This window comes from Kaistella montana, assembly GCF_024436175.1.
GTDB lineage: Bacteria > Bacteroidota > Bacteroidia > Flavobacteriales > Weeksellaceae > Kaistella > Kaistella montana.
The window spans coordinates 1332472-1344290 of the sequence record NZ_JANFQP010000001.1 but is presented as its reverse complement, the minus strand read 5'-3'; the positions used below and the strand labels follow the sequence as shown (position 1 = coordinate 1344290).

At 36.9% G+C, this 11819-nt stretch carries 11 protein-coding genes and 1 rRNA gene; 5 read left to right on the top strand and 7 right to left on the bottom strand.

The window, feature by feature from the left end; translation table 11 throughout:
- A 5S ribosomal RNA gene (gene rrf, locus NOV28_RS06170) occupies positions 1-80 on the top strand; the annotation flags it as partial.
- 74 nt (positions 81-154) lie between these two features.
- Here the strand turns inward: rrf and NOV28_RS06165 are convergent.
- Together NOV28_RS06165 and hutH are read right to left on the bottom strand one after the other, a co-directional pair.
- Positions 155-622 (bottom strand): DUF2059 domain-containing protein, encoded by a 468-nt coding sequence (locus NOV28_RS06165; RefSeq protein ID WP_255928654.1) that lies wholly within the window; start codon positions 620-622, stop codon positions 155-157.
- Positions 623-627: 5 nt separating this feature from the next.
- Complete coding sequence (hutH, locus tag NOV28_RS06160; protein ID WP_255928652.1) at positions 628-2115, bottom strand: histidine ammonia-lyase; 1488 nt, start codon at positions 2113-2115, stop codon at positions 628-630.
- Between the two features lie 128 nt (positions 2116-2243).
- Between hutH and uvrC the strand changes: the two genes are divergently transcribed.
- Entirely contained in the window at positions 2244-4046 is a 1803-nt protein-coding gene (gene uvrC, locus NOV28_RS06155) for an excinuclease ABC subunit UvrC (protein ID WP_255928650.1), read from the top strand.
- A gap of 12 nt (positions 4047-4058) precedes the next feature.
- Here the strand turns inward: uvrC and NOV28_RS06150 are convergent, their stop codons facing one another.
- From NOV28_RS06150 to NOV28_RS06140, 3 genes are read right to left on the bottom strand one after another with little or no spacing between them, the layout of a single operon-like run.
- Positions 4059-4808, bottom strand: coding sequence for a hypothetical protein (locus tag NOV28_RS06150; protein WP_255928648.1), 750 nt, complete (start codon positions 4806-4808; stop codon positions 4059-4061).
- 25 nt (positions 4809-4833) lie between these two features.
- Positions 4834-5916 (bottom strand): putative type IX sorting system protein PorV2, encoded by a 1083-nt coding sequence (locus NOV28_RS06145; protein ID WP_255928646.1) that lies wholly within the window; start codon positions 5914-5916, stop codon positions 4834-4836.
- Complete coding sequence (locus NOV28_RS06140) at positions 5916-6803, bottom strand: DMT family transporter (protein ID WP_255928644.1); 888 nt, start codon at positions 6801-6803, stop codon at positions 5916-5918. Before NOV28_RS06140 ends, NOV28_RS06145 begins: the two co-directional genes overlap by 1 nt.
- 360 nt (positions 6804-7163) lie before the next feature.
- Between NOV28_RS06140 and NOV28_RS06135 the strand changes: the two genes are divergently transcribed.
- Together NOV28_RS06135 and NOV28_RS06130 are read left to right on the top strand one after the other, a co-directional pair.
- The gene (locus NOV28_RS06135) at positions 7164-8792 is read left to right on the top strand and encodes an acyl-CoA carboxylase subunit beta (RefSeq protein WP_255928642.1); all 1629 of its coding nucleotides are present in this window, start codon (positions 7164-7166) and stop codon (positions 8790-8792) included.
- 19 nt (positions 8793-8811) lie between these two features.
- Positions 8812-9420 (top strand): hypothetical protein, encoded by a 609-nt coding sequence (locus tag NOV28_RS06130; protein WP_255928640.1) that lies wholly within the window; start codon positions 8812-8814, stop codon positions 9418-9420.
- Positions 9421-9459: 39 nt separating this feature from the next.
- Here the strand turns inward: NOV28_RS06130 and ygiD are convergent, their stop codons facing one another.
- On the bottom strand, positions 9460-10287 hold the full coding sequence (ygiD, locus tag NOV28_RS06125) for a 4,5-DOPA-extradiol-dioxygenase (RefSeq protein ID WP_255928638.1): 828 nt from the start codon (positions 10285-10287) through the stop codon (positions 9460-9462).
- 89 nt (positions 10288-10376) lie between these two features.
- A complete protein-coding gene (locus tag NOV28_RS06120; RefSeq protein ID WP_255928636.1) occupies positions 10377-10886 on the bottom strand; it encodes a YceI family protein in 510 nt (169 codons plus the stop codon).
- A 201-nt stretch (positions 10887-11087) separates the two neighbouring features.
- Between NOV28_RS06120 and NOV28_RS06115 the strand changes: the two genes are divergently transcribed.
- Positions 11088-11783 (top strand): phosphatase PAP2 family protein, encoded by a 696-nt coding sequence (locus tag NOV28_RS06115; protein WP_255928634.1) that lies wholly within the window; start codon positions 11088-11090, stop codon positions 11781-11783.
- The last annotated feature ends 36 nt before the right edge of the window (positions 11784-11819 follow it).

Here is an 11819-nt window from a genome sequence, read left to right as displayed (position 1 = left end):
TGTTCCCATTCCGAACACAGAAGTTAAGCCCTCTAGCGCCGATGGTACTGCGAAAGCGGGAGAGTAGGTCGCCGCCAGTTTTTTTTAAAAGCTCATCAACCATGTTGATGAGCTTTTTTTGTTATATCTTCTCTATTAATCCTTTTGTGCTTAATTATTTTGCATGCATCGGAGGAGGAGGGGACGAATATTCCTTTTTGGGAGCAACCGAAATTTCTTTTTCAATTTTTTGAGCTAGTTCCATGCCCCATGTTCTCCCAATTTCCATACTTTCTTGGAGGATTACGGGCATTTTATCAATCATCTTTTTACCTATAGTTGTACGATAGAAAGCAATGAGATCTTCTATTTCCTGCTCAGTAAAATGTTTGGAATATAAAGGAACCAGTTTTTTGATTAAATCTTCATAGTTTACTAGTGTAGCCGCCTTATCCCAATATTCTGGCGAGATTTGCGGATTATTTTGTTTGTAATAGCTTATCATATATTCATATGATGTTTTCATCGCTTGTGTACTGCCCATCGTCTCTAGTAATTCGGAAATTTTTACATCTTTACTAGTTTGAGCACTTGCAAAAACTCCGAACATCAAAAATGTGATTGCAATAATATTTTTTTTCATCCTTTTTAATTTACTTCAAATTTTCTCTCACGAATTAATTGCGCAATGACCAACATATCTTCACCAATTAATCTGTCGTCTTCTAATTTCGCTACTTTTGTACGGATGAGATTATAGGCGTTTTCTACATATTTCGAGCATTTTGCTGGTCTTCGGAATTCTAATCCTTGAGCGGCAAACATGAGTTCTACCGCGAGAATATTTTCTAAATTTCCTAAAACTTGATTGAATTTCCTTCCTGAAATACTTCCCATCGAAACATGATCTTCTTGTCCCAAACTCGTCGGAATGGAATCTGCCGATGCCGGAAAACACAATGTTTTATTTTCTGTAACTAATGCAGCGGTGGTGTATTGTGGAATCATAAAACCAGAATTTAATCCTGAACTTTCTGTTAATAATCTTGGTAATCCAAATTTACCTTCAAGTAGTAGATAGCTTCTTCTGTCGGAAATATTTCCGAGTTCCGCAGCGGCCAAAGTGCAATAATCTAAAGGTAGAGCGAGCAATTGACCATGAAAATTCCCTCCAGAAATTGATTCTTCAGCGCTTAAAACAATTGGATTATCGGTAACGGAATTAAGCTCTATTTCCGCCAAATTTTTCAAGTGTTCAAAGGCATTTCTGCTCGCACCATGAACTTGCGGCACGCATCGCATCGAATATGGATCTTGAACTCGATCACAAAATTCGTGGGCGTGAAGATTTTCAGAATTTTTCAAGAATTTCAGCATTCTTGCGGCTACTTTTTTGCTTCCGGAAAATGGGCGAATATCGTGAAGTTCTTTTTTAAAAGGACTTGCGCTTCCTCGATACGCTTCCAAGCTCAAAGCTGCTGTTAAATCGGCCAAATCGAGAAGATATTCGAATTTATTTAAACCTAAAATTGCATGAGCCAGAATAAATTGAGTTCCGTTGATCAATCCTAAACCTTCTTTTGGTCCCAAAATCCAAGGTTTAATCTCTTTTTCAGCCAAAACTTCGGCGGTATTTCGGATTTCATCATTTTGCCAAACTTTTCCTAATCCTAAAAGCGGTAAAACCAAATGAGCTAAAGGCGCCAAATCTCCAGAAGCTCCTACGGATCCTTGCTCCGGAACAACCGGAATGATGTCTTCTTCCAGCATGAAAATCAATCGCTCAATTACTTCCAATGAAACTCCCGAAAAACCCTTTGAAAGGGCATGAATTTTTGAAATCATCATCACTTTTGAGAGTTCTTTCGAGATTGGTTTTCCTACGCCAACTGCGTGAGAAATAATTAAATTATGTTGAAGTTGCGCAGTTTCTTCCTCCGAAATTTTCACATCGCACAAAGGTCCAAAACCTGTATTAATCCCATAAACAGTACGATCTGAAGCGACAATCTTTTGCACATTTTGCTGAGATTGCAGGATTTTTTGTTTGGATTCTTTGGTGAGTTTTGCTTTTTTGGGATCATCAAGGATCGCCATGATATCAGAAATTGTAAAAGTATCGATGCCGTAAATCATTAGTTTAAAATTTGCTTAAAAATACAATTATTTAGAGAAAATCCTAAAACTAATTCCGGCTTCTAAAATGAAACTTTTGAAATCATAATTGATGGCCAAATCAAAAATCAATTCCTTATTTTTGTGGAATGAATCCCGCACTTGATCTTCAACTGAAAACTTTGCCTTCGGAACCCGGCGTTTATCGATATTATGACAAAAATGACCAACTTTTGTACGTTGGAAAGGCAAAACATTTGAAGAAAAGAGTACTTTCTTATTTCAATAAAAATCTTTCAGGTTACCGAACTCGAATAATGGTTGGGAAAATTCACCGGTTGGAAACTACGATTGTTCCGAGTGAATATGACGCGCTTTTGCTTGAAAATAGCCTTATCAAAGAACATCAACCGTTTTATAATGTGATGCTGAAAGACGACAAATCTTATCCGTGGATTTGCATTAAAAATGAAGATTTCCCTAGAATTTTTCTGACCAGAACGAAAATTAAAGATGGTTCGGAATATTTCGGACCTTACGCGAAAGTTCGTCCAGCAAAGGTTTTGCTTGATACCATTAAACATATTTATAAAATCCGAACTTGCAATTTGAATCTTTCACCGGAAAGAATTGAAGCTGGAAAATATAAAGTTTGCTTGGAATATCACATTAAAAATTGCGAAGGTCCGTGTGAAATGTTGGAACTCAAGGAAGAATATGACCAAAAAATCAATGCAATTCGTGGGATTATCAAAGGTGATTTCCGTTTGGCGAAGGAATATTTGATCAATCAAATGATGAAATACGCGGAAAATTTGGAGTTTGAAAATGCCCAATTCATCAAGGAAAGAATTGATATGTTGGAAGATTATCAGCACAAACACACCGTTGTAAACCCAAATATTGATGATGTGGATGTTTTCGGGATGACGAGCGACGAAACCGCGGCTTATGTCAACTATTTTAAAATTCAGAATGGAAGTATCATCCAGAGTTTTACCACAGAAATTAAAAAGGTTCTCGAAGAAACCGACGAAGATATTTTAGAAGAGGCGATGATCGAAATTCGACAAAAATTTAATTCCTATTCAAAAGAAATCTTGATTCCATTTCATTTGAGTTTGGAAATTCCGAATGTGAAATTGATCGTTCCGAAAGTTGGTGACAAAAAAAGAATCGTAGAATTATCCGAAAAAAACGCGAAAGAATACCGCATTGAAAAACTAAAAGCCGTACAAATCGTCGATCCAGAGCGACACACGAACCGAATCATGGCGGAAATGCAAAAATTGCTGCGAATGCCGACAGAACCGCGCCACATTGAAGGTTTCGATAACTCAAATATTCAAGGAACGAACCCTGTTTCGGCGTGTGTGGTTTTCAAAGATGGTAAACCGAGCAAAGCCGATTATCGAATTTTTCATCCAAAAACGGTGGAAGGAGCGAACGATTTTGCCACGATGGAAGAAGTGATTTATCGCCGCTACAAACGGCTTCTTGACGAAAACGAACCGCTTCCGCAACTGATTTTGATCGATGGTGGAAAAGGTCAACTTTCTTCGGCCGTGAAAAGTTTAAAATTACTCGGACTTTACGGAAAAATCACGATTATCGGCATTGCAAAACGGTTAGAAGAAATTTATTTTCCGGAAGATTCGATTCCGTTGTATTTGGATAAAAAATCGGAAACGTTGAAAATTTTGCAAAGAGTTCGTGACGAATCGCACCGTTTTGGAGTGAAACATCACCGAACGCGCAGAAAAAATTCGACCATAAAATCTGAACTCGAGGAAATTCCAGGAATTGGCGAAAAAGCGATCGAACTTTTGCTTTCTAAACTTAAATCGGTGAAGCGAGTGAAAGAATCTTCTCGTGAAACTTTAGAAGAAATTATCGGAAAAAGCCGTGGAACAAAGGTTTGGGAGTTTTTTAATCCTTCCGAAAACGGGTGATTTCCAGCCGAATTATTTCTTCAGAAACTCTTCTTTTTTATAATTTCCGTCGGAAGTAGGAATTTCAATCACGATTTTTCCGTTTTCAAAATAGCCCAAAGTGTGGCTTCCGTTTTCCAGTTGTACGTGGTAAACGTCTTTCTTCGTAGAAGCTTTAAAAATAGCAAAAGGAACCGAATTATTTGGATTTGCGAGGATGAATTGGTTTTGAGAAATGGTAATTTTGTTTAAATTTAAAAATCCGTTGCTGAAACTTTCCGCTTTATTTTCGGCAGGAGTTTCATTTTTCGTGGTAGAATGTTCCACTTTATTTTCTGTAATTTTTTCAGAAACTGGTTCAGATTTTTCCTTTAAAACGACCATTTCTGAACTTTTCGGCGCGGAAACTGCAACATTACTCATGGCGAATTGCAAAGCTTCCTTCATTCCGGGTTCGAATTCTTTGATGCTCGATTTCCCTTCGTAGTTGGCGATTTCTTTGTTGTTGCAATCTTTAAAACTAATCTGCACTTTATTTTTCATAAAATTGCTCGTATCCGCAACTTCCGCTTTCAGCATCTCGCAAGTCGAATTGGTTGGCTCTTCTACGATGATGTATTTTTTTGCTTTTAGTTTGCTTTTTAGTAAATCTTTCAAACCATATTTATTGGCCTTCGCATCCTGAAATTCTTTAGGAATATAAACATAAGCGTAATCAGAAATATTCTGGCTAAAGCCTGTTGCAAAAGCCATTAACAAAGAAAATAACAGAAGCTTTTTCATGAATAAAATTTTAATTAAAGATAGATTAATTCCTGAAATCTCCCATATCTAATTTTAGGGAAAAGAAATTGGAGAAAAAATTCGAACCTCCGATTCCGGAATTGGTAATCGCGTAATCCAAAGTTAAACCTTGATATTTAATCCCGATTCCGCCGCTTGGTTGAAAAGAAACTTTCCTTTTTAGATCTTCGATATCGGTGATGGTTTGAAAACGATTTACCCCTAAACGCACAAAAATCATATCCTGAAATTTCAGTTCAGCTCCAGCGTAAGGCGTTATACTCGCGAAATCTGTAGAAATTAAGGCTGCAGTTTTAGCGAAATCGATGTTCAGTCCAGCTTCAGGTTGCAGTTCCAAATCTCGATTGATTTCGAAATTTCTACTCATCCCCAAATTTAGTTTTGGCATGGTGATTTCCATTTTATCTTTTGGAGCAGGGTTGAATTCTTCACCATTTACCACCGCTGAAAGCTCTTTTTGGTTCACCGTCCAGAAATTCACTGTAGTAGTTGCATCACGCAACATCGCTCCGTAATTCCAGCCAGAATCGTCGTTATAAAGTAATCCTAAATCGAATCCGAAACCATAACCGCTTGCAAATTTTCCTACATTTCTGTAAACTAATTTTGCATTCACACCCATTGATAATTTTTGGTTTCCACCAGGTCTGAAAGCGTATGAAAGCAAAGCTGCATAATCCGATTGGGAAAAACTGGTGATTTTATCGTAATCAATATTTCCTTCAGAATCAATCATTTGGGTAGTGTTCAAAATATTATCAACACCAAGTCGAACCACGGAAATGGCAAAAACACCACCGTTATTATCTAAAGGTTTTGCATAAGCAAGATAATCATATTTCGCGATCGATTCGAAATATTCAGCGTGCATCGCTGCGCCTTGCCAATCTCTTTCGATTCCGATTAATCCAGCCGGATTCCACATCGGCGAATAGACATCGTTTTGATTGGCAATTACTGCACCGCCCATTGCAAGGCCCCTCGCGCCGGCTCCGATATTGAGAAATTCATTAGAATATTTTCTGATGATTTGCGCATCGGAAAATATTCCGTAAAAAATAAAAAGGGAAAAGAGTATTTTTTTCATCAAATTTCTATTTTTTTAGTGGCTCTTCTTGCTTTGATCACTCCATTTGCAACAATGGCCAAAATCATTACCGCAGAAGCGACGTAAAATATAGGGCTCATTTTTTCGGATTCTCCAAAGATAAAAAATGCAAGGATAATTCCGTACACCGGCTCCAAATTTACTGTAAGAATGAGGGTGAAAGGAGAAATGTATTTCATCAGTTTCACCGATTCCAACATCGGGAATGCCGTAAAAAGACTTGCCAATAATATGATTAACGCTAAATCGCGGTAACTTATTTCATTAAGTTGAGAAAGTTGGCCCGTAAAAAGATAAAATACAGAAAGAATCAGAAATCCTGAGAATATTTCGTAAAAAATGATATTTCCGGGACTCGTTTTTCCATAAATTTTTCCGTTGTAAACAGAAAAAATAGTTCCGAAAAGTGCTGTCAATACGCCAAAAAAGATTCCTTGTTTGTAGTGAAACTCTGTTTTGAAAATAAGGCCCATACAAATCACGATCACGATTCCCATGATGACTTCGGAAATGTCAATTTTTCGCCGGAAAATTATGGGTTCCAAAATCGCAGCAAACAAGGTAGAAAGCGACAGACAACTTAGTGCAATCGCCACATTGGAAACCTTGATGGAATAGAAAAAACACAACCAGTGAAACGCCATGAAACCTCCAATTGCAGCCAATTGTAAGAATAGCTTTTTGGAAACCTTTAAACGATCTTTTTTAACAAAACGAATGAAAATGTACAAAAAAAACGCTGCAAAAAACATCCTATAGAAAACCAAAATATGAGCATTTGCATGAATGAGTTTTCCTAAAATGGCGGTGAATCCCCACAAAAAAACAATAAGATGTAAACGAAATAGCGCAGAATTTTTGAACACAGATTTTTAGATTTTATTTCATGCAAATCTACAATTCCGTTTTAAATTATAGCCAAATTATGGCTTTAATTCCTGATTATTACATAAAAAACCCCAAAAATCTTTGCAACTTTTGGGGTCTTCAAATAATAAACTATTAAAAAAATAAACTAGGAACCGGTTTGCTCAAAACAAAACCGAGGAACTATTTTAGGATTTCAGTTTTATTAACGGAAAATCTGGAAATTTATTTTACATTAATTTTTTTTATTTTATTGAGGTTTTTATTTAAATTTTTGAAATACAATAGGTTAAAATTCAAAACTATTCTACAAGAAAGTATCCTCAAAAAACTTATCTTTAGACAAATTTTTTTCAACAATGGATATCGAATTTAATAAAAGAGAAGACCAAAATAAATTAAAACTCGCTGAAATCAACCGTTTGTTCGCGGAAATAAAGAAAGGCGGTGGTGAAAAACGTTTGCAAAAACAAAGAGAAGAAGGAAAATTAACTGCCCGAGAAAGAATTGAATATTTGCTCGACAAAAATTCTGAATCTATTGAAATTGGTGGTTTTGCAGGTTTTGAAATGTACCAAGAACAAGGTGGTTGTCCAAGTGGAGGCGTGGTAGTGGTGATGGGATATATTTCCGGAAAACAATGTTTGGTGGTTGCCAATGATGCTTCGGTGAAAGCCGGTGCGTGGTTTCCAATTACAGCCAAGAAAAACCTCAGAGCTCAGGAAATTTCGATGGAAAATAAACTACCGATCATTTATCTTGTGGATTCTGCCGGAGTTTTCCTGCCGATGCAAGATGAAATTTTCCCGGATAAGGAACATTTTGGGAGAATTTTCCGAAATAATGCCAAAATGAGTGCAATGGGAATTATCCAGATTTCTGCGGTGATGGGAAGTTGTGTTGCCGGTGGCGCATATCTTCCGATTATGAGTGATGAAGCGATGATTGTGGACAAAACCGGATCTATATTTTTGGCGGGAAGTTACTTGGTGAAAGCTGCAATTGGGGAAACCGTTGATAATGAAACTTTGGGCGGAGCAACAACTCATTGCGAAATTTCGGGCGTTACCGATTATAAGGCGAAAGATGATAAAGATGCACTCGATAGAATTAAAAATATCATGAAATCGATTGGAGATTACGAAAAAGCAGGATTCGATCGAATCGAAAGTGCACCTCCGAAAGAGAAAATTGAAGACATTTTCGGTCACATGCCGGTTTCACGAGCTGATCAATATGATACTTTTAACATCATTAAATGTTTGGTTGATAACTCCGAATTTGAAGAATACAAAGGCGATTACGGCAAATCGATTATTTGTGCAACCGCAAGAATTGATGGTTGGAGTGTAGGAATTGTTGCAAACCAAAGAAAATTGGTAAAAAACGGAAAAGGTGAAATGCAGTTTGGCGGCGTTATTTATTCGGATTCTGCGGATAAAGCAACAAGATTTATTGCGAACTGTAACCAAAGAAAAATCCCTTTAATTTTCTTGCAAGATGTGACTGGTTTTATGGTGGGATCGAAATCTGAACACGGCGGAATCATTAAAGATGGAGCGAAAATGGTGAATGCAGTTTCCAATTCTGTTGTTCCAAAATTCACGGTAATTACCGGAAATTCTTACGGCGCAGGAAATTACGCAATGTGCGGAAAAGCTTATGATCCGAGATTAATTGTAGCTTGGCCATGGGCGGAACTCGCGGTGATGGGCGGTGCGCAAGCGGCTAAAGTTCTTGCACAAATACAAACTTCAACCTTAAAAAAACAAGGCAAAGTGATCTCAGAAACCGAACATCAGGAAATTTTGGATTCTATTGCGAAAAAATATCAAAAGCAAACCGAGCCAACTTATGCAGCAGCAAGGTTGTGGACCGACGCGATTATCGATCCGGTTGATACAAGAAAATGGATTTCTATGGGAATTGAAGCCGCAAACCACGCTCCGATTACCGAAAAATTCAATCTGGGAGTTATTCAGGTTTAACAATTAAAAACACAAAACGATGAAAAAAATTTTACTTTCTTTAGCGATACTGAATTTCAGTATTTTGTTTTCGCAGTGTACCATCATCGGTGCTGATATCATTGAAGTCGGTGAAAAGCAGATTTATAAAGTTTCAAATCTAGGAGATGTTTGCGCTGATTGTTATCAGTGGATTTATCTTGATCAGAAAATTATTTTTGAAGGAGATACGAACAAAAATGAAGTTAAATTGAAAGGCTCGGTTCCCGGTGATGCTGTTTTTTCGGTAGAAATTAATTCAAAAAATAATCGATTGAAATGCAGCAAACAAATTAAAATCATTGAGCCAACAACAAATCTCAAAGCCGGCGAGCCCGACAAATGTGATATTCTGCTGCAGGTTTTTAATGAAAAAAGAAGTGGAGAAAAGAAAGTAGTTTTCGAGGCAGAAACTACCGAGAAAAATTACTCTTATCTCTGGACCGCCACTTACCGCGACGGAACGAAAAAGACATCATCCAATCAAAAAGGAGAATTTGAGGTAACCAATGATCATGTGATTGATCAAATGGAACTCCAGGTGAGTTTAAATGGCTGCACCAAGAAGATTTCGAAATCTTATCATTCCAATTTTTGGTATTTTTTCTAAAAAAAAGAGGCTGTCCCGAAAAGGCAACCTCTTTCTTTTTTATCCAATTCTCACACTGGTCATGCTCAAACTTCCGCCGATTAACTCGTCATTGAATAACGAAAGTGAATCTGAATTTTCTTTTAAACCTAAAGAATAAATCAAAGGTAAATAATGATCGGGAGTTGGTACCGCAGTTTGCAGCGCGATTCCTTGTTGTTGGTAATCAATTAAATTCTGAAAATTACCATCCAAAAGCCAATTGTTGGTTTTTTCGCGGGCTTCAATTGCCCAATCCCAACCGGCTCCAACAGTGTTGATGTTTTTCCAATCCACCATTCGGAGGTTGTGAACGATATTTCCGCTTCCGATGATTAGGATTCCTTTTTCTCGCAATTTTTGTAGCTTTTTAGCAAGATCAAAATGATATTGAGGTGGCTTTGTATAATCGATGCTCAACTGAATTACCGGAATTTCGGCATTGGGATAAAGATGTTTGATGACGCTCCAAGCGCCGTGATCCAATCCCCAATTGTGATCTTCTTCTACGGTTTCTGGGAGGAGAAGTGTAGCAGTTTCGCGAGCAAGTTCTGGACTTCCAGGAGCTGGATAATCAACCTCAAAAAGTTCTTTCGAAAAACCATAAAAATCGTGGATGGTTTTGGGCATATCCATCGCTGTTACAAAAGTTCCGTTCGTAAACCAATGCGCTGAAATACAAAGAATTGCGTTGGGTTTTGGAATTTCTTTAGAAATATTCCGGAAACCTTGTACAAATTGATTTTCTTCAATTGCATTCATCGGAGAACCGTGACCTAGAAAGAGAACCGGCATTTTTTCGGTATTTTGAAACTGACCGGAAATTTTGGTTAAGTCGTTGAGATTCATTTTTATTTATGTTTTTATTTTTAAAAAATCAAAGTTCATCACAGGAAATCCCGGATGAACTTTGAAAAAAAAATAAACTATGAAATTATTTATGCTTTTACATACTGCAGTTCACCTGCAATTTTTACGTCATCCGAAACCATTACGCCACCTGCTTCTAGTGCAGCATTCCAGTTCAATCCGAAGTCGCTTCTTTTAATTTTTCCTTCGAAAGAGAAACCTGCTTTTGTATTTCCCCAAGGATCTACATTGATTCCTCCGAATTCTACATCTAAAGTAATCGGTTTTGTAACACCATTCACGGTTAAGTTACCAGTGATTTCGTTGTTTAAAGAATTAGATTCAAAAGTAATCACAGGATGTGTAGCCGCGTTGAAGAATTCTTCACTTTTCAAGTGGTTATCACGATCGGTATTGTTAGTGTTTACAGAATCTGTTTGAATGGTAGCTTTTGCAGTTACGTTTTTAAAAGTATCATCTTCGCTTTCCAATTCTGAAGAGAAATTAGTGAAAGATCCTTTTACGTTAGAAATCATCATGTGTCTTACTTTGAAAGTAATTTCACTATGAGTTGGGTCTAAATTCCATTTTGTTGCCATTATTTTATTTTTTTTAATTAATTTTTAAATTTCTTGATGCAAAGATACTTCTACTTCCATACTCACTCCATTGATGTAGGTTAAGAAATGATTTTATTTTGAGTTATTAAAATTATTAATTAAAAAGGATTCCCATAGAAAATTAATATTCTTTAACACTGAATGGAGTTCTTTTTCTTAGATTTGACTTAAAATGGCGCTATGAGAAAATTGGTTTTATTATTGTTCGTTTTTAATTTTTTCTTTCTGAGCTTTTCGCAGCAAAAAGACAGTATTTCAGTTGATTATAAAAAATTCGACTTTAAGTATAAAAAGCTTTATGTTCCCTCAGGATTAATACTTTCTGGGATCATTACAAATGGAAATGGGCGCGAATCTCTGAAAAATGAAATCGTGGAGGAAAGAAACGAGCATCTTTTTGGTTTTAGCAATCATTTTGATGATTATGCACAATTTGCTCCCTTTGTTGCGATCTACGGTTTCGAATGGGCCGGAATGAAACCTCGAACCGACTGGAAAAACAGAACCGCAATATTACTAAAAGGCCAAATTTTCAACCTTGGAGTGGTTTATCTTCTAAAGAAAACTTTAAATCAAACTCGCCCCGACGGAACCGCATATTCATTTCCATCGGGTCATACTGCTAATGTTTTTGCGGGCGCTACGATGCTTTCAATAGAATACGGTGAGCAATACAAATGGGTTCCGTATGTTTCGTACAGTGTTGCCACAGGAATTGGAGTGATGCGAATGATGAACAATAAACACTATGTTTCAGATGTGCTTTTCGGTGCGGGTTTGGGAATTCTTTCTATGAAATTGGCTTATTGGACGCATCAATACCATTGGAACAAGCCTAAAACACAAAATGATCCTTTTGCCGGAATTATCTATTGATACTACAAAACACCTTAACGTTTTTTTAACAACTCG

Coding starts and splice junctions, on each gene's coding strand:
- NOV28_RS06165 (WP_255928654.1), bottom strand. CDS start 622: ATGAAAAAAAATATTATTGCAATCACATTTTTGATGTTCGGAGTTTTT.
- hutH (WP_255928652.1), bottom strand. CDS start 2,115: ATGATTTACGGCATCGATACTTTTACAATTTCTGATATCATGGCGATC.
- uvrC (WP_255928650.1), top strand. CDS start 2,244: ATGAATCCCGCACTTGATCTTCAACTGAAAACTTTGCCTTCGGAACCC.
- NOV28_RS06150 (WP_255928648.1), bottom strand. CDS start 4,808: ATGAAAAAGCTTCTGTTATTTTCTTTGTTAATGGCTTTTGCAACAGGC.
- NOV28_RS06145 (WP_255928646.1), bottom strand. CDS start 5,916: ATGAAAAAAATACTCTTTTCCCTTTTTATTTTTTACGGAATATTTTCC.
- NOV28_RS06135 (WP_255928642.1), top strand. CDS start 7,164: ATGGATATCGAATTTAATAAAAGAGAAGACCAAAATAAATTAAAACTC.
- NOV28_RS06130 (WP_255928640.1), top strand. CDS start 8,812: ATGAAAAAAATTTTACTTTCTTTAGCGATACTGAATTTCAGTATTTTG.
- ygiD (WP_255928638.1), bottom strand. CDS start 10,287: ATGAATCTCAACGACTTAACCAAAATTTCCGGTCAGTTTCAAAATACC.
- NOV28_RS06120 (WP_255928636.1), bottom strand. CDS start 10,886: ATGGCAACAAAATGGAATTTAGACCCAACTCATAGTGAAATTACTTTC.
- NOV28_RS06115 (WP_255928634.1), top strand. CDS start 11,088: ATGAGAAAATTGGTTTTATTATTGTTCGTTTTTAATTTTTTCTTTCTG.